This is a genomic window from Streptomyces yamdrokensis (assembly GCF_053890455.1).
The window spans coordinates 2,975,520-2,993,663 of sequence record NZ_CM132679.1; the positions used below are offsets into that span (position 1 = coordinate 2,975,520).

The window sequence follows — 18,144 nt, forward strand, 5'->3', positions numbered from 1 at the left end:
ATGGGCCTGCGAGAGAACGCAGCCGCGGCCGCCGGCCGGACGCTGAAGACTGACGAGCTCCTCGACGAGATGGCCGACGGCCAGGCGCCCGAGGAGTACGCCCCGGCGCCGGACCCGATGGCCGACTACGAGCCCGGCGACGACGACCCGGAGATGGTCCCGGTCCACATCGCGTGGCTCCGCGTCCGGAAGGAAGTCCGCGCCATCGCCAAGCGCGAGCAGTACAACGGCGGCGGCACCCGCTTCAACTTCCGCGGTGTCGACACCGTCGTCAACACCTTCGGCCCCGTCACGCTCAAGCACGGCATCAACATCTTCCCCGTCGGCATCGAGGCGGAGCACCGGGACACCACCACGTCCAAGGGCAGCAAGATGCGCGAGTGCACCGTGACCGTCTCCTGGCTGGTCATGGGCCCCAAGGGCGACACCCTGCCGATGCTGCTGAAGTCCCGCGGGGAAGCTCTCGACTCCGCCGACAAGGGCACCGCCAAGGCCCAGTCTGTGGCACAGCGCGTGCTGCTCCTCACGGGCGGGATCACGCCGACCCACGACCCGGACCCGGACTCGACGCGCATCGAACGCGGAGAGACGCCGATCCGGCCGGCGGCGACCTACCTGGACGAGATCTGCAACCCGCACACGAGCGCGGGGCGGCTGCGGCAGATCCATCACGAGCTGGGCACGACCCGTCAGCTGGGGGCGCTCGTGACGAACGAGGTCGGGGAAGAGGAGCAGATCGGCGCGATGGTCGTGCGGATCGGCAAGGAGCGCGCGGCGGGTGGTGAGTCGTGAGACTGCGTCGTGCTCGCCGCTTCGTGCGGCAGATCATCGCCCCCGCCGGGAAGCACCGCCCGCGCGTCGCCGAGGAGCCGGTGACCCTCGCCGAGCTGATGCGCCCGACCGAGGTCGACGACTGGGGGTACTGCCCGGCCGAGGACCGGGTGACGCTGCACGCGTTCAACGCGGACCGGACCCGTACTTGCTGGACGTGCCGCACGGTCACGCCGACGGCGGTGCCCCGTGGCTGACACCTTGTTCGCCCCGGAGCGTCCGGCCACCCCCGCGGTGGCCGGGCCCCGGCCCGACGCCCCGTTCGTCATCGAACTCCCCGCCGGCCTCGACCTGATCAACGCCAACCAGCGCATCCACGAGAAGGCCCGCGCCCGGCTGACGAAGAAGATCCGGGCCGCCGCGATGGAGGCCGTGTCCGAGTGCCCGGCGCTCATGGACGCGCTCGCCGACGCGGGATCGGGCCCGCTGTTCCAGCGCGCGCACATCCTCGGCGTGCTGAACCCGTCGACGTACGGCCGCCGCCGCGACCCCGCCAACTGGTACGGCTCGTTCAAGGCCGCCGTGGACGGGCTGGTGGACGCCGGGGTGCTCGAGGACGACGACCACACGCGGGTCGTCGGCCCGGACATGCGGCTCGGCAAGGTCGTGAAGGGCGGGCAACTCGTCCTCGTCGTCCGCGGCCTGGCCCCCGGTGAGGACCCGCTCGGGTACAGGGCGGTGACGTCATGAACGTCCGTGCCGACGTCGCCGAGCTGCTGCACGCCGGGTACTCGGACACCGCGATCGCCCGCCAGCTCGGCGTCGACCGGAACAAGACCGTAGCCCCTGCCCGCACTGCGCTCGGCCTGCCCAAGGCCAAGAGAGGCGTGAAGCCGGCAGCCACCCCGGAAGACCTGTTCTGGCGTCGGGTGCGACCGCTGGACGACGGCCACATGGAGTGGACCGGCTACCGCGACCACAACGGTTCTCCCTCGCTCCGCCACGGTGGCCGCAACCTGAGCGCCTACCGGATCGCGTACCGCATCGCCACCGGCCGGGACCCGGAGGGGTACGCCCTGCCGTCCTGCGGCCGGGACGGCTGCGTGAAGCCGGGCCACCACTCCGACCGCGAGGACCGGGCGCAGGAACGGAAGGTCGACAGCCTGTACGCCGCCATCTTCGGGCAGTCGGCGTGAACAGCCGGGTCCCGGAGCCGTGCGACATCCCCCGCGACGACCACGACGGAGAGGTCCACTTCTACGTCACCGGCTGGAAGTGCGACGCCCACAGTCCGTGGGCCACGCGGGGGCTGCCGAAACCGGAGCCGGGACCCGGCCTCCCCGAGGGCGCGTGGACGACGCCGAGCCCGCTGAACGACTCCCGTGTCCACGACGCCCGTGCCATCGCGAGCGGCAAGCGCCGCTCGAGCTTCTACACCTACCGCGCCGCACAGGCCGCGGTTGACCACCACGAGAACGGACCGACCACATGACCACCACGACCGCACACCGCAAGCTCACCCAGGCCGAGTTGGTCGCCGAGGCCACCGAGCGCTTCGGGAAGGACCCGATCAACTGGGCGTTCGTCTGCCCCTCGTGCGGTGACGTCGCCACCGGCGGGGACTTCCGCGAGGCGCTCGTCGAGAAGCCGCGCAAGCACCACACCGGCGCGGACGTCATCGCCTCGGACGTCGTCGGTCAGGAGTGCATCGGCCGCACCCTCGGCGTCCTGGAGAAGGGCCGCGGCACCTACACCGGCCGTGGCTGCGACTGGGTCGCCTACGGCCTCTTCGGCGGCCCCTGGACCATCACGCTCCCGGACGGCCGCAGCATGCACGCCTTCCCCCTCGCCCCGAGCGCCTGACCCCCACGCCCGAGCACCACCGAACCGGAAGGAACCCCATGCCGAAGCTCAGCCCCGCGGACGTCCCCGAGGTCAAGCTCGACTCGGCCGCCGCCGCCATCGAAGCGTCCATGACCCGCGACATGCGCCGCGGCCTCTTCGAGAAGCCCGGCAAGGTCGTCTACGCCATCGTCGAACTCACCTCGAAGTCCTACACCGGGCACGCCGAGGGCGAGGACAAGGACCCGCAGGTCAAAGTCCGCGTCACCTCCTGCGAGGTCGCCCGCTCCGACGAGGACGTCGCCGCCCTCGCGGACGCGAAGCGCGCCATGTGGAGGGGCCGGCAGATCGACGGGACGCTCGACGAGGTCGGGGAGGGCCCGCAGCGCCCGGACGCCGCCCTGCTGGACATCACCCGCAGCAAGCCGTCCGAGGACGAGCTGAAGGCCCACCGGCGCCGCCAGGAGCAGGCGCGCCGCGACGAGTACGTCCGCTGACCCTTCCGCCCGCCCAGCCCCGGGGCGGGGCGCCGCACAACCTCCGCCCCGGGCGACCTACCGCACCACGAACCGAGAGAAGGCCCCCGTTGACCATCGACGCCATGCACTGGGTGTGGAACCACTCCCAGACCACCGGGAACGTTCGCATGGTGTTGCTTGCGGTCGCGGACAAGGTGACCGACGCCAAGTGCACGACCCGCATGGGGACCACCGAGTTCCGGTCCCGGCTGAACACCTCCCGATCCGTCGTGCAGAACGCGGTCGACAAGGCGCTCAAGTCGGGCGAACTGGTGGAGGTCGAACCGGCCGTCGGGAGCCGTCCCGCGACGTACCGACTGCCGTTCGCCGTCGACTACGTGCGTCCCGCCCCCGGCTCTAGGGGCCCGGAATCAGGGCCGGTAACCAAGAAGCAGGGGCCCGGAATCGAGGCCCCTAACGTCGAGCAGGGGACCGGAATCAGGGCCGGTAGCGAAAACGCTAGGGGCCCGGAATCAGGGCCGGGGGGGCCCGGAATCGAGGCCCCTTGGGGCCCGGAATCAGGGCCCCTCAACCAAACCACTCCTACCAGGAGTGAAAGCAAGCCAGACCGCGAGCCCGACACCGCCCCCGCCGTCGGCATCCCCGACTTCGCCCGACCCCTCGTCGACACCATCAGCCTCGCCGGCTACGACACCATCCGCTGGAACCTCGCCTCCACCGAGTGGCTGATCATCCACGCCCTCATAAAAAGCCACGGCACCGAACGCCTCGCCCGCTACGCCGTCGACCAATGCGGACAGCGCCGCATCTCCTACGGCCGCTACTTCCTCTCCGGCTGGCGCGACCTCCCCCCAGCCCCCGCAGCGGCCCCCGACGGCGTCACCCGGCTCCCCACCCTCCGCCCCGCGCCCGAACCCGTACCCAGCCCCGCCGCCGCCCGCCGCAATGCAGCACGCGACTACCTCGACGACCTCACCGAACAACTCCGAGCCGGAGGCGACTTCCGATGACCCCCGACCAAATCCCCCAGCTCCTCAAGCAGGTCTCCTACGCAGACCCCCGCCTACTGCCCGAGGACCGCAAGGAACTCGCCGGCCTCGCCGCCCTCTGGGCCGGTGTTCTCGCCGACGTCCCCGCCGACTTCGCCATGCACGCCGTCGGCCAGCACTACGCACAGTCCCCGTTCCCCATCAAGCCGTCCGACATCGCCTCCCGTTGGCAGACCGTCGTCCGCGAGCGGATGAACCGCGACATCGGCACGTTCGAACCGCACACCCACCCGGGCCTCGACCCCGACGACGTACCCGGCTACCTCGAGGCCCTGCGCAAGCAGCGGCAGGCCGTCGTCCTCGGCCAGCAGCAGCCCGCCGAAGTCCGCGCCATCACCGCGGGCCCCGCCGCCGCAGAAGCCAAGCGCCGCCTCCAGGCCCTCGGCACCTACGTGCCCCGCACCGTCGCCGACGCCCTCTCCGCACACCGCCCCGTGCGCGCCGAACGCGAACGCCTCGCCCGTAGCGGACAACCCGACCCCCTCACCGTCGCCTGCCCCTGGTGCAACGCCCCCGCAGGCGAACCCTGCCGAGCCAAGCAGACCCGGCCCAACGGCGAGCACCGCAGCAAGCGCCTCAGCGAACCCCACCCCAGCCGCACCGACCTCGTCACGCAGCCGGGCCAACCCGCCACCGCCTGATCAGCCCTGCCAACCGCCCCACGACCAACCCCCCGGAGGGCCCCGTGACCAGCCTTCACGACCTCACCGCCACGACGGCCGGCCTGCCCTGCCGCCTCGACCCCGACCCCTGGTTCAGCGACTTCGCCCTCGACCGCCGCTACGCCGCCCGCCAGTGCGGCGGCTGCCTCCTGCTGCTCGCCTGCCGCCTCTACGCGCTGGAGTCGGATCAGCGGTGGGGGGTGTGGGGCGGGGTGGACATGACCGCGGTGCCGACGCACTGCGGGACGGAGCGCGGCCACCGGATGCACGTGCGTGACGGAGAGCCGCCGTGCGAGCCGTGCCGGGACGCACATGCCTCGCTGGTGGAGAAGCGCCGGCGGGAGCAGCTGGAGGTTGAGCATGCGAAGGGGGGGTCGGTTCGCGGTTACGAGGTTCACCGCCGGTTGGGGGAGGACGCGTGTGCGGGTTGCTTGGCGGCGGTGCGGGAGCAGTCGGCTAGGTCGCGTCGCGCGCGGGCGCCGCGGGGGCGTGAGCGGCCTCGTAGCGGCTCGGGGTCCCCTGGGGCGGCCGTGACGCTGCGGGGTGCTCCAGCGGGCACACGCGGCCTTGCCGTCGCTTCCTGACCCACCACCACCGAACGGAGCACCATGACCACCGCAGCGCCCAGCACCCACATAGGCCGCTCGTTCCGCGGCATGAGCAACGACATCGAAGCCAACTGCCCCTGCCCGAAAGCGCGGTGCGGGCTCGTTGTCCAGGAGGAAGTCGTCGAGGCGTGCGGCCAGCATCACTGGTCGGCGGCAAAGACGATGCGCCAGTCACATCCGGCCGACCAGTGCCCGGGGCCCTTGGCCGCCTCCGCACTGCCCCCGCCCGCGGCCTTGGTGGCGCACGGCGACCCGATCGACATCGGCTGGGTCAACGGCCCCGTCGACGCCCGGCTGCACCTGTCCGTCCGCCCCGGCATGGACCCGATCGAACGCGAGCAGCTGCTCGCCGACCTGCGGGACACCATCGGCGCCCTGGTGCCCGTCCGCCCCGCCCGGAAACGGAAGCCGTGAGCCAGCTCGCCGCCGCCCTCTACGTCACCGCCGTGACCGTCGCCATCACCTACCTCGCGACGGTCCGGTGGGCCCGCTTCGACCACGACCAGGAGCAGCCATGACCACCGTCCTCGTCGCCGTCCTCGCCCTCGCCGCCGGCTGGACCCTCTGCCACCGCCACCACGCCCGCAGCCACGCCATGGCCGCCGAGCACGTCGCCCGACCCTCCAACCAACGCGCCTCCCTCGAGGACGGCGTGATCCGCGTCGCCCTTGCCGCCGCCTGCTGCGAACGCTGGTGGACGTCGGTCGGCGCCGAACACGACCACCAGTGCACCCGGAAGGACCACCACGCATGAGCCAGCCCAGCCCGGACGCGCGGGCCGTCGTCCGCGCCGTCGACAACCTGACGACGCAGGTCCGACGCATCGCCGACGCCCTGTCGACGCCCGTCACCGACACCGACGACGCCCCGAGGACGACGGCCGTCGACGAGGCGACGACGCCCGCGACGACGTGCAGTGCCCGCTACAACGGCACCGACCCCATGCGCTGGTGCATCCGCGCCGCCCACCACCGCGAACAGCACACCGACTCCAGCGGCTGGAGCTGGCCCGACTTGCAGGCGGTGTACCCGCTCGCCGACGGTGTGGTGAAGCAGTGGGTCCCGCCCGTCCGGCGTCCGCCGATGGACCCGGTGCACATCCTCGGCATCGACCCGAGCACCCCCGAAGGCGTAGCCGTCCAGCCCGCCCCGGCCGCCGAGGAGGACACGCCGTACCTACTCCGCGTCCTCGCCGACCGTGCAGCCCGCGGCGCCCTCTCCCTGCCCGGCGAAGGCGAGGCCCTGCGCCGCCGCGTCGAGCAGTTCATCAACGGCCGGGCGACGTGGAAGGCGAAGGCCGAGGAGATCGAACGCGATCGGGACCGCCTGACCGCCGAGCTGGAGGACGCCGAGCAGCGCGCGGACGGCTTCCGCGCCGAGCTGGAGCAGGCGCAGGCCCGCGCCGAGCAGGCCGACGCCGTCACCGCCGAGACGAAGCGACTGCTGGAGCGCCGGACGAACACGCTGCGCGAGCGCGCCGAGCAGGCTGAGGCCGCCCTCACCCGGGTGCGCGCCGAGTGCGCCGACATCGAGCGCGGTAGCTGGACCGGGTCCGCGATCGCCCGCCGCGTCCGCCGCGCCCTGGACGGCACCGAGCAGCCCACCACGGAGCAGCCGAGCACCTGCACCGCCACCATCCCCGACGCCCTCGGTTCAGCAGCACTCCACCGCTGCGTCGCCCCGGCCGGCCACTACGACGAGACCGACCAGCCCGTGTACACCGGCGACGACCGGAGCCCGGGCGGCTGGCACACCGACGGCGAGGGACACGTCTGGTCGGACCGGGCCGCCGCGGCTACGCCCCACACCGAGCAGACCACCACGGACTGACCGGGAACCACCCGCCCCACCCCACACGTCCCCACCAGCACCACCACGCACGACACGACCAAGGAGCAGCATGGGAGCCCAGCAGGACAACGCGAAGGAAGAGGCACGCCTCGCCCTCTACAAGGCCATCACCGAGACGGCCGAGAAGGTCAACGAAGAGGCCACTGTCCCGGCTGCAGCCGCAGCCCTGAACCACCTGGCCGAGGCCTTCGCCTACGCGACGTCCCCCGCGCAGCCGCACAGCTGACGACGCAGGCCAGACGCCCCGTCACCCCGTCCCACGACGGCCGGTGACGGGGCGTCGTCGTCTCTGCCACACTGAGAACGCGGGGCCGCGTCTGCTGCTCTGGCGCAGCGGCTGGTGGGGAGCCCTACGCGGCGTAAGTCCCACCCCGAGGCGCTGAGACTCCGGCGGCCCCGCGCTCAGGACATGCCCTTCCAGATCCGCCACGCCCTCGAGCGGTCCGTCCCGATCGCCTGGCCGATCTCCGGGAAGTCCATCCCACCCTCGTGCATCGTGTCCACCGCCTGCTGCCGGATCTCCTTCGGCAACGTCCGCTCGGCCGGCCACTCCCGCAGCACCAGGCCCGCCGCCCGCGCCCGCACCGTCGCGTCCGGGATCGCCTCCAACCGGCGCAGCGCAGCACGCACCGCCGCAAGCACGTCGTCTGCCGCCTGACGTGCGTCGTCCGTCTCCTCGCCCATACCCGTCACCTCCCCGCCGGAGCGTAGGTCTGCACACACCGGCCCGTGTCGGGTATCGTCAACCAGTGTCGGGTAACCGACACCGCGTCACGACAGGCCGACGACGCCCAACGACGCCCCACAAATGAATCGAGCCCCGCAGGTGGTTGCACACCGAACGGGGCTCTGACCAGGGAGAGTGATTCCCGTGGCTTCCACGAAGCCTACCCGCGGCGTACGCCGTCTGGGCAGCCCCATCCGCGCAGCATGGTCCATCGTCCTCGTGATGATGCTCGCCGCCGCCGCATGGTCCATCAGCGGCAAGCTCATCGACTGGGGCATGGCCCCCCGCCTCGCCTGGGCCCTGTCCCTGATGTTCGACCTGGCCGGACTCATCTGCGCCGACTACGCCCGCCGCGCCATCGAACGCGGCACCCCCGCCGGCCTCGCCCGGCTGTCGATCCTTGGGTTCGTCGTCGTGTCCGGCGCACTCAACTGGAGCCACGGCCGGGAAGTCGGCGGCACCGTCGGCGGCCTCGGCCTCGCCTCCATCTCCGGCGCCGTAGAGCTGCTCTTCGAGCTGCACCGCCGCGACGTCCGCGACGAGCAGCGCGCCGCCCGCGGCCTCGTCGCCGAACGCCTCCCGCACATCCCGCTCCTCGGCTGGCTACTGTTCCCGTCCCGGTCGTGGAAGACACTGCGCGCTGCGGTGCGGGTCCGGCTGGAGACGCTCGACACGGTGCAGCCGGCGGCCGCGGTGACGGTGGAGCGCGCCGAGCCCGTGCCCCCGGCGGCCGAGCCCGCCCCGCAACTCCCGGCCGCAGAGGAGCAGCCGCCCGCCCTCGAGCAGCCCACACCCACACAGCCGGCCATCCGCTACAGCGACCCCCGCTGCGCCATCCTCCGCCCGCTGTACGACGAGGGGTTCCGGCCCACCACCGGCGAGATGAAGACCGCCCTCGAGGACGCCCGCGTCGCCGTCCCGGGCGGGTCCACGCTGCGCGGCGTCCTCCGGGCCGAGATCGAGAAGCACGAGCCCGAGCTGGCCGCGCTGCCCACCCGGCCGACGCCCCTGCACCGCGCGGGCTGACCCCCGTGATCCTCGCCGCGTTCTTCGTGCTCGCCGCCGGATTCGGACTCCTCGGCCTCGCCCTCGTCGACTGGCGCACCATCCCGCCCGTCACCGGCACCACCGCGTTCATCCTCACCCTCGCCGCCCTCGCCGCGGCCCTGTACCGCTGAAGGGCCCCACCGTGTCCGAACGCCCCATCATCCCGTCCCGGGTCATCCTCGCTGGCGCTCCGCTCCCGGCCCGGCCGCCGGAGCCCGGGGAGGCCCCCCCGTGGCGGATGCCGCCCCCGGCCCCGCCCGCCGCACCTCCGCCGTGGCCCGGCCCCCCGCCGCCCCCGCCCGGACCGATCGAGGTCCGCGTCACCCTTGTCCCCGTCCCGGTGCCCGAGCCGGAGCCGGAGCCCCGCTGGTGGGAGCGCGCCTGGGGCCGCCTGGCGACCTGGCGCATGGCCGTCGCGCTCCTCGCCGCGCTCACCCCGTGGGCGGGCGGGCAGAGCCCCGTCGGCCTCTGGTCGCACACCGTCCACCAGGCCCGCACCGAGGCCGGCATCACCGCCGCCTACATCATCGCCGGCGTCGCCATCGGAGCCGCCTGGGCCCTCGACCGGCACACCGGCCGCGCCGTACCCCGCGCCCTCCTCGTCACCGCCAGCCTCGGCGCCCTCGGCGTCCTGCACTGGTGGGACCCCATCCTGATGCTCACCGGAGTTCACCGATGACCGCCACGTCCACCCTCACCCTGGGCGGCCTGCTCCTCGCCCTGATCATCCTCACCTGCAACCTCTACCCGTGGTGGACCGGCTCCCGGGAGATGAAGCAGCTCGCGAGCTTCGGGAAGGGCTTCGGCGGCGCCGCGTGCGCCGCGGCCTGCCCCGGCGGCATCCTCGGCTGGGCGCACTCCCGCACCGGCACCGTCGCCAACGGCGCCGGAGAGAGGGCCGGAAGCGCGGCCACCGGCACCACGTCGGGCAGCGGACTGACCACCGGGCAGCTCACCGGCCTCGGCGCCACCGGCGCTGTCATCGTCGTCATCGCCGTCACCCTCGTCGTCCTCGCCTACAAGGCCGCGGGGAAGAAGGACCAGAAGCGGATCCTGGGCGGCGCGTTCGTCGGCTCGGTCCTGTGCCTCACCGCGGGCGTGGCCGGCGCCCTGTCCTGGCTCCCGGGCGCCTTGAACGCGGCCGGTGACGGCGTGGTCGCCGCCGTGCAGGGAGCGGGGATCCTGTGAGCCGCCTCGCCCGCCCCGCCTCCCGCCTCGCCGCGGGCTCCACCCTCCTCGCCCGCCGCCTGGCCGCCCGCACTGCTGCCTGGTGCGCCCGGGGCCGTCGCGACGACCTCACCGGCTGGCGCGCCGCCCTCGGCGTCATCGCCCGCCTGCTACTCCTCGCCCTCGGTGTGTACGTCCTCGCCCGGATCGTGCGCGCCCTGCCCGCCCTGATGTGGCTCCTCTCCACCGGCTGGACGCTCGCCTCCTGGAGGGCCGGACGCCCCGCCGCCGAGGAGCACGAAGAGGAGCCGGAGGAGGAGCCCGCCGAGACCGCCCCGGTCCTCGACCGGGAGGCCGTCCGGACCCTCCTCCTGGAGGTGATGGGGGACGCCCCCGCGGTGCACCTCCGCACCGTCCTCGCCCACCTCCAGCAGAGGGGGCAGTGGGAGGGCCGGACGGTGGGTGATCTGCGCGCCGCTCTGGAGGCCCTGGAGATCCCCGTCCAACCCAAGGTGAAGGCGCCCGGCGGGGGCCCGACGAGGGGCGTCCGCAGGGTCGACCTGACCCCTTCCCCGGCCGCCGTCCAGGAGACGTCTCCCGCCGCGTCTACCGCCGCCTGACCTGCACGTCTACCGGCGTATCTACCGCCATCTACCGCCCGTCTACGGGCCCATCTACCCCGGGGCGGCCGTCCTTCCGCCAAGTCGTCCGGCCGCCCCGGTCCCCATCCCGAACACACGAGACGGAGACGCCATCATGGCACTCGGATTCAAGAAGCCCATCAGCCAGGATGACCCCCGCCTGGACGGCCACGGCACGGACTACAGCGCCTCGCGCGGCGGCTGGATCAAGCGGCCGGAGAAGCCGGTCCCGGGCACGCCGAAGAAGAAGCGGCGCGGCTGACCGACCGCCGTTGTCAGACCCACACGAGAGGCTCACCTCATGAGCGACAACATGCCCTGCGGCGAATCCGGCTGCATCTGCTACGGCGTTGGCGAGGAACACGACGACTGCGCGTGCGGCTGCGACTGCCCGCGCTGTGACGACTGCATGCAGAAGCAGGAGAGCTGCCACTGCTGACCTGATTGTCAGACCCGCGTCGTACAGTCGAAGACGTCAGGCACACCCGCGTCTGCTGGCTGCGACGCGTTCCGGGCCCCGCCGTGAAGTTCCCCCGACGGCGGGGCCCACTCATGCCCGCATGCGACGATGCCCCCACCAGACACACCGCCCATGGGGGGACACATGCACACCCGCGCCACCATCACCACGGCCGTCCTGCTGCTCGCCGCGCTCACCGCCTGCTCCTCGTCCGACGACGGCGACACCAGCGCCGACCCGAAGCCGACCGCGCCGGCCGCCACCAGCACGCCGTCCAGCTCGGCCGCCGAGGAGAGCAGCGCCCCGGCCGCCGACGACACGGCCGTCCTGGAGGACGCTGTGAAGGCGTACACCGAGGCGTACTTCGCTGGCGAGGCCAGCACCGCGCACCGCATGCTGTCCGAGCGTTGCCGGAAGGAGATCAACCCGCTCGTCTACGGGGAGGTTGTGAGGCAGGCGAAGAAGGACTACGGGCCGGACCACCCGGCGACGGATGTGACGGCCGAGGTGTCGGGGGACATGGCGCGCGTCTCGTACAAGATCGAGGGGTTGCCGAAGCTGGATCAGGAGGCGCAGCCGTGGGCGCGGGAGGGCGGCGCCTGGAAGTACGACGCCTGCTGACCGGACCCGCGAGAGGATGACGGTATGAGCGAAGGCCTGGTGCAGTTCCTGCGTGCACGCCTGGATGAAGACGTGCAGGCCGCCAAGGACGCCGGAGGCAAGGCGTGGAAGTGGGAGCACGGCTACGGCGACATGTGCAATGACCCCACCTGCCCCTACGGCGAGCTGGCCACGGACGACACCGTCCTCATGCAGGTCCACGGCTACGACATCCGGTCACCGTGGGAGGGCGCCGCGCACATCGAGCGCCACCACCCGGCACGCGTCCTCGCCGAGATCGAAGCGAAGCGTGAGCTGCTGCGCCAGTACGAGCACTTGAAGTACGACGTCACACCAGACGACCTGACGGGCGTCTGGGCCTTCGAAGCGGTCCTACGGGCGTTCGCTCTGCCCTACGCCGACCACCCCGACTACCGCGACGAGTGGCGGCCGTAGCCCCACCACACCGCACCACCCGGGCCCCGTCGACCTGCGTCGGCGGGGCCTTCCCGTGCCCGCGAATTGCAGCCCCCAAGATCCCGCCCGCCCGAAAATCCGTACCTTCCTGCACAGGGAGGCGACGGCATGGCGACCAAGAAGAACGCGGACATAGCGCGGCAACGCGAGGACGAAGTCATGCTCCTCCGCACCCGCGACCGTATGGAGTTCCGCGAGATCGCCGCCACGATCGGCGCCGACGTCAAGAACACCTACGAGGCGTGGAAGCGCGGCCGGGCCCGCCTGCACCAGGAAGCTACCGAGGCGTTCGGCGCGTACGTCGGCGAACAACTCGCCACCTGCCGACAGATCATCGACGGCCTCATGCCCATGGTCCGCGCCGGAGGCATGCACGCCCCCAAGGCCGGTGAAGCCATCGTGCGCGCCATGGACCACGAGGCGAAGCTGATCGGCCTGTACGCGCCCGTCAAGGCGTCCGTGACCATCACCGACGAGATGACCGCCCGGGTCAAAGCCCTCGCCGACGAAATCGCACAACTGGAGGAAACGTGACCACGCCCATCCCCGACCCGGAGCCGACGCCGGAGCCCGTCCCCACGGACCCGACCGAGCCCACCGACCCGGAGACGCCGCCCGGGGGACTGCCCGAGCAGCCGGACCCCGGCGAGGACGAGGAACCGCAGCCGGACCGGTGTCCCGTCCTCTACCGCGACCGCGCCGACGTCCGGTGCGAGCTGCACGTGGGGCACGAGAACCGCATGCCTCACCGGAACATGACCGTCCCCCCGAACTTCGAATGGGAGTAGCCACACCGTGCCGCCCACTGACCTGGACGCCAAGCTGCAAGGCCTCACCCCCGAGGCCCTGGAGCTGCTCGAGGCTGAGCTGGCGGCACGCCTGTGGCAGAAGCGGTGGGACCGGTGGAAGCCGTACCCGTGGCAGGTGCCGCCCGAGCGGATCGAGACGCTCGGGTGGTGGCTCCAGCTCGGCGGGCGCGGCACCGGCAAGACGGACGGGTGCGCGCGGTACATGGTCGCCCACGTCAACGGACCCCCGTGCGACCCGCGGCTCCGCGGCGGGCACCGCATGGCGATCATCGCCCCGACGCAGGGTGATGCGGTGGAGGCCTGCGTCAACGGCCCGTCGGGCCTGCGCGCGCACGACCCGCGGGTGGTCCTCCGCACCACGACCGGCGGCACCTTCGCACGCTGGCCCAACGGCGCCGAAGCCAAACTCTTCGGGGCCCACACCCCGGACGACGTCGACCGGTTGCGCGCCGGCGGTAACCGGTGCCTCGCATGGTTCGAGGAAGCAGCCGCGATGCGCCGCCTCAGCGAAGCGATCACGCACTCGGAGATGGGCCTCCGCATCGGCAAGAACCCCCACTACATCGCCAGCACCACGCCCAAGCCGCGCAAGGAGCTGCGCGCCCTCACGAAGAGCCCGAAGGTCACCGTCACCCGCGGCCGGACCCGGGACGCGATCCACCTCCCCGCAGAGCAGCGCGCCCACCTGATCGCCAAGTACGCCGGCACCCGCATTGAGGCGCAGGAACTGGACGGCGTCCTCCTCGAGGACATCGAGGGCGCCCTGTGGTCGTGGGCCGGACTCGACAAGGCCCGCGTCGGCGCTGCGCCCCCGCTGGCCAGCGTCGTCGTCGCCATGGACCCCGCCGCCACCTCCCACGACGAGTCCGACGAGATGGGCATCATCGTCGCCGGTCGGGGTGAGCAGTACATCCCCGACGTCAACGGGTTCCAGCGACAGCACGGGTTCGTCCTCGATGACCTGTCCGGTCGGATGCCGCCGATCGAGGCCGCCCGTGCCGCGATCCGGGCGTACCACAAGCACCGGGCGGACGCGATCGTCGCCGAGGTCAACAACGGTGGCGATTGGATCGGCACCGTGATCCGGCAGATCGACCCCACCGTGAACTACCGCACCGTGCACGCCACCAGAGGCAAAGTCACCCGGGCCGAGCCGGTGGCCGCGCTCACCGACCAGGGCAGCGCGCACATCGTCGGCAGCCTCCCGGACCTCGAGGAGCAGCTGACGACGTGGGTCCCGGGCGACGCCTCCCCGGACCGCCTGGACGCCTACGTGTGGGCACTCACCGATCTCATGCTCGCGTCCGCGGGCAACCTCGCCGCGGTCGCCTAGGAGGACCTGTGAGCCAGTACCGGAACCGAGCCCTGAGCCGGGCCGCAGAGAAGCGGGCCGCCGGCCTGGACACGCTGCGGGACCGGCAGCCCATCACCGTCGCCAGCATCGGCGGACAGCAGTCGCTGACCATGGCCCTGGACGCGGAGGCCCGCGGCTACGCCAACAGCGCGGTGGCGTACCGGTGCGTGGCCGCGATCGCCGACAACGGCAGCTCGGTGCCCCTCGTCGTGCGCCGCCCCGACGGGCAGGACATCGAAGGGCACCCGGTCACGCACCTGTTCAACAAGCGGCCCAACCCCCTCATGTCCGCCCGCGTCTTCAAGTCGCTGCTGCTCCAGCAAGGTGAGTTGGCCGGGCAGGCGTTCGTGTGGCTGGACCGGGGTGAGACCGGCCTCGGCCCGGTCGCCGAGATGCACCTCGTCTTCGATCAGGTAGACGTCATTGTCGACAAACCGGTGGCGCAGCGACCCACGACGGCGAACGTGATCGGCTTCATGATCCGCAGGTTGGACGGCACACAGGTGCCCGTCCTGCCCGAGGAGATGCTGTGGCTGCGCTACCCGCACCCGTGGGACCCGCTGGGCTGCCTCGCCCCGTGGAAGGCCGCCCGGCACGCCGTGGACATGGACGCCTTCGCGCGGGAGTGGCAGCGCTCCAGCTACGCCAACGGAGCCCGCCCCTCGGGCGTCGTCTACCTCGGCGACATGGGCGAGCAGGAGTTCAACGCCGTGAAGGCCGCGTGGCGCTCCAGCATGCAGGGCCCGGAGAACGCAGGGAAGAACCTCCTTGTCCGCTCCACACCGGGCGGCGGAGGGCAGGCCGGCGGGAAGGGCATCGGCTACGAGCGGCTCACCTTCACCCCGGAGGAAATGGCCTACCTCGAGAGCCGGATGGCCAACTCGGCCGAGGTCATGATGGCGTTCGGTATCCCCCACGACTACCTGGCCGCCGGGACCACGTACGAGAACCGGGCCGCCTCGAAGGCCACCCTGTGGTCGGACACCATCGGCCCGAAGCTGGAGATCATCGGCAGTGAGATCGACCTGCGGCTCCTGCCGTCCGATGCTGAAGAGGCCGCGTGGGACCTGTCCGGAGTCGACGCGCTGCAAGAAGGCCGGGACTCCATCGCGAACCGGACCCGAGCCAGCGTCTACGCGGACACGCTCACGATCGACGAGGCGCGCGCCGAGCTGGGGAAGGAGCCGTTGCCGAACGGGCTCGGCGAGCACACGCTGACTCCGTACCGGGCGCAGTTCGCCCCGGTGCAGGGCGCGCCCGGTGGGGACGAGGCGCGGTCGTGGGACGCGGACTTCTCCCGTCTGCCCCCGTCGTCGCCGGACGTCGGGGCCGTCGTCGAACGCGCGGTAGAGGCCGCGCTCGCCCGGCTCCTCGGCGGGCCTGCGCCGCAGGTCGACGCCCGTCCGACGCCCCGTCGCCCGGAGCTGACGCGTGCGGACGACGCCCCGTCGTCGCCGTCGCTGGCGGACATCAACGCCGCGTACGACGAACTCGAGGGCGCGGGCCGCCGCGCGGTGCAGGCCCTCGCGAAGGAGCAGGGCGCCCGCGTCCTGCGGGACTTCGACCGGCTGATGGCCAAACCGCAGCGCAGCGCGCAGTGGCTCGAGGAGACCCGGACGCAGGCCGCCGCCCTCGCCCGCGAACAGGTGCTCACCCTCGCCCCGCCCGACCCGGAGCAGGTGCCGGCCGCGCGGCTCACCGACATGGACGTGGCCACCGGCCCGGAGGGGTGGGAGGAACGCATTCGGGTGCGGGAGATCTTCGACGGTGGGTACTGGCGGCGGCGTACGGGCGTCCTGCTGCGGCCGTTCATCGAGCGGGTGTGGCGCCGGGGCGGCACGGAGATCGTGGGCAGCTTCGACCTGGACGAGCCGGACGTGGCGCAGGCGCTCACGGACCGGATCGACGAACTGTCGGGTCAGGTGACTGCGACGACGGAGCAGGTGTTGCGGGCGCAGCTGCTGGCGGCAGGGGTGGCCGAAGGTGAGTCGATTCCGGAGCTGCGCGCCCGGTTGCAGAAGGTGTTCACCAACCTGTCCGACTACCGGGCGACGATGATCGCCCGTACGGAGACCGTCGGCGGCTACTCGCAGGCGTCGTTCCTGGCCGCGCTGGACGCGGGCGCGGTGCGGAAGACCTGGTTGGCCACTGCCGACAAGCGGACGCGGGAGACACACCGGCAGGAGAACGGCAACACGGCCGCGATGAACAAGCGGTTCACGCTCACGAAGTCCCGTTGGCCGGCGGACCCGACCGCCCCGGCCGCGCAGTCCATCCAGTGCCGGTGTGCGCTGACCTTCCAGTTCGACGAGGAGTCCTGACCATGGAGCGATCCGACGCCGCCGCCATTCGCGCGGCCCTGCACGCGCTTCCGTCCCGCTGCCGGTACCACGGTGACAAGACGGCCCCGCCGTCCGGCCTGATCCGCCGTGAGGCGTGCTGCGACACCGGCATCCCGGCGCAGCGGCGGAAGGAAGCCGAGGCAGCGCTGAGCCGGATCACGCGGGAGGTGTCGGCCTGATGGCGACGCTGCTGCGTGGTGAGGTCCGCGTCATCCTCCAGCCCGCAGGCACGACCCAGTACCGGGGCGCGTACTGCCCGCCCGGCGTCCCCTTCAAGGAGATCCGCCGGGGCCCGTTCGACGGGCTGGCGCTCGCCGTCCGCCCGGACGCGGGCGGTGAGGTCCCGAAGCTGGTGACCTTCGCGAACGGCCAGGTCGTCTACGAGTACGACGGCCGCGACAACCAGGGCCGCGCCGTCTACCGGTACGCCCCCAACTTGTCCAGTTCCCACCGGGACGTGATGAACGGCGTGGCCGAGGTCTACGCCGAGAACGCGCTGAAGAAGGCCAAGGAGGGCCAGGCATGACGACAGAGATCGAGTTCCGCAGCCTCGAGGACATCGAGTGGCGAGTCGACGAGGGCGACGACGGCACGTTCGCCGGGTACGCCTGCCGCTACGGCAAGAAGGACTCGTACGGCACCACCTTCCACCCCGGCGTGTTCCGGAAGGGGCTGGACAAGCAGGACTACGCACTGCTGTTCATGCACTCCCCGATGTCCCCCATCGGCACCTTCCGCGCCGAGGAGCGCGGCGACCACCTGTGGATCGAGGGCCGCTACGACGACACCGCCGCAGGCCGTGACGCGCGCGTGATGGCCCGGTCCGGGAGCGCGCGGGAACTGTCCGTCGGGTTCGTCCGCACCGACCTGCCGGACTGGAAGAAGCTGTACGAGATGGAGGAGGACGCCCGGAAGGAAGCCCTCGACAACATCCGCAGCGCGCGGCTGGTGGAGGTCAGTCAGATTACGGCCCGCATGGCGGCCGTGCCCGGCTCGAAGCTGAAGACCGTCCGGTCCGCGCTCGGTGACCTGTACGCCGAGGTGGACGCGCCGACGATCGCCGACCGCATCCGCGAGGAGCAGGAGCGGCGTGCGGCCGAGGCGGAGGACGCGAAGCAGATGCGGGAGCGTGCCCGTCGGGCGGCGCTGCTCAAGCTGTCGACGGTGGCGCGGAGGTGAGACGACGCCGGTAGACGCCCGTCCGGGCTGCGAATTGCAGCCCCCACCCACACGCACACCCGCATTCGATCTACCCTCC

Annotated in this window: 31 protein-coding genes; 30 read left to right on the plus strand and 1 reads right to left on the minus strand. The window is 72.2% G+C overall.

Going from position 1 to position 18,144, the window contains the following annotated elements; all coding sequences use genetic code 11:
- From ACWZEH_RS12840 to ACWZEH_RS12905, 14 genes are all read left to right on the plus strand, one after another.
- On the plus strand, positions 1-792 hold the full coding sequence (locus tag ACWZEH_RS12840) for an ERF family protein (protein ID WP_456198219.1): 792 nt from the start codon (positions 1-3) through the stop codon (positions 790-792).
- Positions 789-1,028 (plus strand): hypothetical protein, encoded by a 240-nt coding sequence (locus ACWZEH_RS12845; RefSeq protein ID WP_456198220.1) that lies wholly within the window; start codon positions 789-791, stop codon positions 1,026-1,028. Before ACWZEH_RS12840 ends, ACWZEH_RS12845 begins: the two co-directional genes overlap by 4 nt.
- On the plus strand, positions 1,021-1,521 hold the full coding sequence (locus ACWZEH_RS12850; RefSeq protein ID WP_456198221.1) for a hypothetical protein: 501 nt from the start codon (positions 1,021-1,023) through the stop codon (positions 1,519-1,521). The genes ACWZEH_RS12845 and ACWZEH_RS12850 overlap by 8 nt, the downstream gene beginning before the upstream one ends.
- Complete coding sequence (locus ACWZEH_RS12855; protein WP_456198223.1) at positions 1,518-1,967, plus strand: hypothetical protein; 450 nt, start codon at positions 1,518-1,520, stop codon at positions 1,965-1,967. The genes ACWZEH_RS12850 and ACWZEH_RS12855 overlap by 4 nt, the downstream gene beginning before the upstream one ends.
- Complete coding sequence (locus tag ACWZEH_RS12860; RefSeq protein WP_456198225.1) at positions 1,964-2,263, plus strand: hypothetical protein; 300 nt, start codon at positions 1,964-1,966, stop codon at positions 2,261-2,263. Before ACWZEH_RS12855 ends, ACWZEH_RS12860 begins: the two co-directional genes overlap by 4 nt.
- The gene (locus ACWZEH_RS12865; protein ID WP_456198226.1) at positions 2,260-2,634 is read left to right on the plus strand and encodes a VVA0879 family protein; all 375 of its coding nucleotides are present in this window, start codon (positions 2,260-2,262) and stop codon (positions 2,632-2,634) included. The genes ACWZEH_RS12860 and ACWZEH_RS12865 overlap by 4 nt, the downstream gene beginning before the upstream one ends.
- 38 nt (positions 2,635-2,672) lie before the next feature.
- Positions 2,673-3,110 carry a hypothetical protein gene (locus ACWZEH_RS12870; protein WP_456198227.1) on the plus strand — a complete coding sequence of 146 codons (438 nt, stop codon included), beginning with the start codon at positions 2,673-2,675 and terminating at the stop codon, positions 3,108-3,110.
- An 89-nt stretch (positions 3,111-3,199) separates the two neighbouring features.
- Positions 3,200-4,102, plus strand: coding sequence for a hypothetical protein (locus ACWZEH_RS12875; protein ID WP_456198228.1), 903 nt, complete (start codon positions 3,200-3,202; stop codon positions 4,100-4,102).
- Positions 4,099-4,782, plus strand: a complete 684-nt coding sequence (locus tag ACWZEH_RS12880) for a zinc finger domain-containing protein (RefSeq protein WP_456198230.1) — start codon at positions 4,099-4,101, stop codon at positions 4,780-4,782. Before ACWZEH_RS12875 ends, ACWZEH_RS12880 begins: the two co-directional genes overlap by 4 nt.
- Positions 4,783-4,826: 44 nt before the next feature.
- Complete coding sequence (locus ACWZEH_RS12885; protein WP_456198232.1) at positions 4,827-5,387, plus strand: WhiB family transcriptional regulator; 561 nt, start codon at positions 4,827-4,829, stop codon at positions 5,385-5,387.
- 24 nt (positions 5,388-5,411) lie between these two features.
- A complete protein-coding gene (locus tag ACWZEH_RS12890) occupies positions 5,412-5,825 on the plus strand; it encodes a hypothetical protein (RefSeq protein ID WP_456198233.1) in 414 nt (137 codons plus the stop codon).
- 100 nt (positions 5,826-5,925) lie between these two features.
- Entirely contained in the window at positions 5,926-6,165 is a 240-nt protein-coding gene (locus tag ACWZEH_RS12895; protein ID WP_456198234.1) for a hypothetical protein, read from the plus strand.
- Positions 6,162-7,241, plus strand: a complete 1,080-nt coding sequence (locus ACWZEH_RS12900; protein ID WP_456198235.1) for a coiled-coil domain-containing protein — start codon at positions 6,162-6,164, stop codon at positions 7,239-7,241. Before ACWZEH_RS12895 ends, ACWZEH_RS12900 begins: the two co-directional genes overlap by 4 nt.
- Before the next feature lie 70 nt (positions 7,242-7,311).
- Positions 7,312-7,488, plus strand: coding sequence for a hypothetical protein (locus tag ACWZEH_RS12905; RefSeq protein ID WP_456198237.1), 177 nt, complete (start codon positions 7,312-7,314; stop codon positions 7,486-7,488).
- 176 nt (positions 7,489-7,664) lie between these two features.
- On the opposite strand, the gene ACWZEH_RS12910 is transcribed toward ACWZEH_RS12905, so the two are convergent.
- A complete protein-coding gene (locus ACWZEH_RS12910) occupies positions 7,665-7,946 on the minus strand; it encodes a hypothetical protein (protein WP_456198239.1) in 282 nt (93 codons plus the stop codon).
- A gap of 187 nt (positions 7,947-8,133) precedes the next feature.
- Between ACWZEH_RS12910 and ACWZEH_RS12915 the strand changes: the two genes are divergently transcribed.
- From ACWZEH_RS12915 to ACWZEH_RS12990, 16 genes are all read left to right on the plus strand, one after another.
- Positions 8,134-9,015: a DUF2637 domain-containing protein gene (locus ACWZEH_RS12915; RefSeq protein WP_456198240.1), complete on the plus strand. Its 882-nt coding sequence runs from the start codon at positions 8,134-8,136 to the stop codon at positions 9,013-9,015.
- 5 nt (positions 9,016-9,020) lie between these two features.
- Positions 9,021-9,167 carry a hypothetical protein gene (locus ACWZEH_RS12920; protein WP_456198242.1) on the plus strand — a complete coding sequence of 49 codons (147 nt, stop codon included), beginning with the start codon at positions 9,021-9,023 and terminating at the stop codon, positions 9,165-9,167.
- 209 nt (positions 9,168-9,376) lie between these two features.
- The gene (locus ACWZEH_RS12925; protein WP_456198243.1) at positions 9,377-9,715 is read left to right on the plus strand and encodes a hypothetical protein; all 339 of its coding nucleotides are present in this window, start codon (positions 9,377-9,379) and stop codon (positions 9,713-9,715) included.
- Positions 9,712-10,224: a hypothetical protein gene (locus ACWZEH_RS12930; protein WP_456198245.1), complete on the plus strand. Its 513-nt coding sequence runs from the start codon at positions 9,712-9,714 to the stop codon at positions 10,222-10,224. The genes ACWZEH_RS12925 and ACWZEH_RS12930 overlap by 4 nt, the downstream gene beginning before the upstream one ends.
- On the plus strand, positions 10,221-10,823 hold the full coding sequence (locus ACWZEH_RS12935) for a hypothetical protein (protein WP_456198246.1): 603 nt from the start codon (positions 10,221-10,223) through the stop codon (positions 10,821-10,823). Before ACWZEH_RS12930 ends, ACWZEH_RS12935 begins: the two co-directional genes overlap by 4 nt.
- A 136-nt stretch (positions 10,824-10,959) precedes the next feature.
- Entirely contained in the window at positions 10,960-11,106 is a 147-nt protein-coding gene (locus ACWZEH_RS12940; protein ID WP_456198248.1) for a hypothetical protein, read from the plus strand.
- A gap of 39 nt (positions 11,107-11,145) precedes the next feature.
- Positions 11,146-11,283 carry a hypothetical protein gene (locus ACWZEH_RS12945; protein ID WP_456198250.1) on the plus strand — a complete coding sequence of 46 codons (138 nt, stop codon included), beginning with the start codon at positions 11,146-11,148 and terminating at the stop codon, positions 11,281-11,283.
- Between the two features lie 153 nt (positions 11,284-11,436).
- Positions 11,437-11,925: a hypothetical protein gene (locus tag ACWZEH_RS12950; RefSeq protein WP_456198252.1), complete on the plus strand. Its 489-nt coding sequence runs from the start codon at positions 11,437-11,439 to the stop codon at positions 11,923-11,925.
- Positions 11,926-11,949: 24 nt separating this feature from the next.
- Positions 11,950-12,360 (plus strand): DUF6221 family protein, encoded by a 411-nt coding sequence (locus tag ACWZEH_RS12955; RefSeq protein ID WP_456198253.1) that lies wholly within the window; start codon positions 11,950-11,952, stop codon positions 12,358-12,360.
- Between the two features lie 129 nt (positions 12,361-12,489).
- A complete protein-coding gene (locus ACWZEH_RS12960; RefSeq protein ID WP_456198255.1) occupies positions 12,490-12,915 on the plus strand; it encodes a hypothetical protein in 426 nt (141 codons plus the stop codon).
- Positions 12,912-13,169, plus strand: coding sequence for a hypothetical protein (locus tag ACWZEH_RS12965; protein ID WP_456198257.1), 258 nt, complete (start codon positions 12,912-12,914; stop codon positions 13,167-13,169). The genes ACWZEH_RS12960 and ACWZEH_RS12965 overlap by 4 nt, the downstream gene beginning before the upstream one ends.
- 7 nt (positions 13,170-13,176) lie before the next feature.
- Complete coding sequence (locus ACWZEH_RS12970; protein ID WP_456198258.1) at positions 13,177-14,523, plus strand: terminase large subunit domain-containing protein; 1,347 nt, start codon at positions 13,177-13,179, stop codon at positions 14,521-14,523.
- An 8-nt stretch (positions 14,524-14,531) separates the two neighbouring features.
- Positions 14,532-16,865, plus strand: a complete 2,334-nt coding sequence (locus tag ACWZEH_RS12975; protein WP_456198260.1) for a phage portal protein — start codon at positions 14,532-14,534, stop codon at positions 16,863-16,865.
- Positions 16,866-16,867: 2 nt separating this feature from the next.
- Positions 16,868-17,065, plus strand: a complete 198-nt coding sequence (locus ACWZEH_RS12980) for a hypothetical protein (RefSeq protein WP_456198261.1) — start codon at positions 16,868-16,870, stop codon at positions 17,063-17,065.
- Positions 17,065-17,412 carry a hypothetical protein gene (locus tag ACWZEH_RS12985; protein ID WP_456198263.1) on the plus strand — a complete coding sequence of 116 codons (348 nt, stop codon included), beginning with the start codon at positions 17,065-17,067 and terminating at the stop codon, positions 17,410-17,412. Before ACWZEH_RS12980 ends, ACWZEH_RS12985 begins: the two co-directional genes overlap by 1 nt.
- A complete protein-coding gene (locus ACWZEH_RS12990) occupies positions 17,409-18,065 on the plus strand; it encodes an HK97 family phage prohead protease (protein ID WP_456198265.1) in 657 nt (218 codons plus the stop codon). The genes ACWZEH_RS12985 and ACWZEH_RS12990 overlap by 4 nt, the downstream gene beginning before the upstream one ends.
- The last annotated feature ends 79 nt before the right edge of the window (positions 18,066-18,144 follow it).

Excerpts from the sequence above, each read along its gene's own strand:
- ACWZEH_RS12840 (WP_456198219.1), top strand. The coding sequence starts at position 1 with ATGGGCCTGCGAGAGAACGCAGCCGCGGCCGCCGGCCGGACGCTGAAG.
- ACWZEH_RS12855 (WP_456198223.1), top strand. The coding sequence starts at position 1,518 with ATGAACGTCCGTGCCGACGTCGCCGAGCTGCTGCACGCCGGGTACTCG.
- ACWZEH_RS12865 (WP_456198226.1), top strand. The coding sequence starts at position 2,260 with ATGACCACCACGACCGCACACCGCAAGCTCACCCAGGCCGAGTTGGTC.
- ACWZEH_RS12870 (WP_456198227.1), top strand. The coding sequence starts at position 2,673 with ATGCCGAAGCTCAGCCCCGCGGACGTCCCCGAGGTCAAGCTCGACTCG.
- ACWZEH_RS12880 (WP_456198230.1), top strand. The coding sequence starts at position 4,099 with ATGACCCCCGACCAAATCCCCCAGCTCCTCAAGCAGGTCTCCTACGCA.
- ACWZEH_RS12890 (WP_456198233.1), top strand. The coding sequence starts at position 5,412 with ATGACCACCGCAGCGCCCAGCACCCACATAGGCCGCTCGTTCCGCGGC.
- ACWZEH_RS12895 (WP_456198234.1), top strand. The coding sequence starts at position 5,926 with ATGACCACCGTCCTCGTCGCCGTCCTCGCCCTCGCCGCCGGCTGGACC.
- ACWZEH_RS12900 (WP_456198235.1), top strand. The coding sequence starts at position 6,162 with ATGAGCCAGCCCAGCCCGGACGCGCGGGCCGTCGTCCGCGCCGTCGAC.
- ACWZEH_RS12905 (WP_456198237.1), top strand. The coding sequence starts at position 7,312 with ATGGGAGCCCAGCAGGACAACGCGAAGGAAGAGGCACGCCTCGCCCTC.
- ACWZEH_RS12910 (WP_456198239.1), bottom strand. The coding sequence starts at position 7,946 with ATGGGCGAGGAGACGGACGACGCACGTCAGGCGGCAGACGACGTGCTT.
- ACWZEH_RS12930 (WP_456198245.1), top strand. The coding sequence starts at position 9,712 with ATGACCGCCACGTCCACCCTCACCCTGGGCGGCCTGCTCCTCGCCCTG.
- ACWZEH_RS12940 (WP_456198248.1), top strand. The coding sequence starts at position 10,960 with ATGGCACTCGGATTCAAGAAGCCCATCAGCCAGGATGACCCCCGCCTG.
- ACWZEH_RS12945 (WP_456198250.1), top strand. The coding sequence starts at position 11,146 with ATGAGCGACAACATGCCCTGCGGCGAATCCGGCTGCATCTGCTACGGC.
- ACWZEH_RS12950 (WP_456198252.1), top strand. The coding sequence starts at position 11,437 with ATGGGGGGACACATGCACACCCGCGCCACCATCACCACGGCCGTCCTG.
- ACWZEH_RS12955 (WP_456198253.1), top strand. The coding sequence starts at position 11,950 with ATGAGCGAAGGCCTGGTGCAGTTCCTGCGTGCACGCCTGGATGAAGAC.
- ACWZEH_RS12960 (WP_456198255.1), top strand. The coding sequence starts at position 12,490 with ATGGCGACCAAGAAGAACGCGGACATAGCGCGGCAACGCGAGGACGAA.
- ACWZEH_RS12980 (WP_456198261.1), top strand. The coding sequence starts at position 16,868 with ATGGAGCGATCCGACGCCGCCGCCATTCGCGCGGCCCTGCACGCGCTT.
- ACWZEH_RS12985 (WP_456198263.1), top strand. The coding sequence starts at position 17,065 with ATGGCGACGCTGCTGCGTGGTGAGGTCCGCGTCATCCTCCAGCCCGCA.
- ACWZEH_RS12990 (WP_456198265.1), top strand. The coding sequence starts at position 17,409 with ATGACGACAGAGATCGAGTTCCGCAGCCTCGAGGACATCGAGTGGCGA.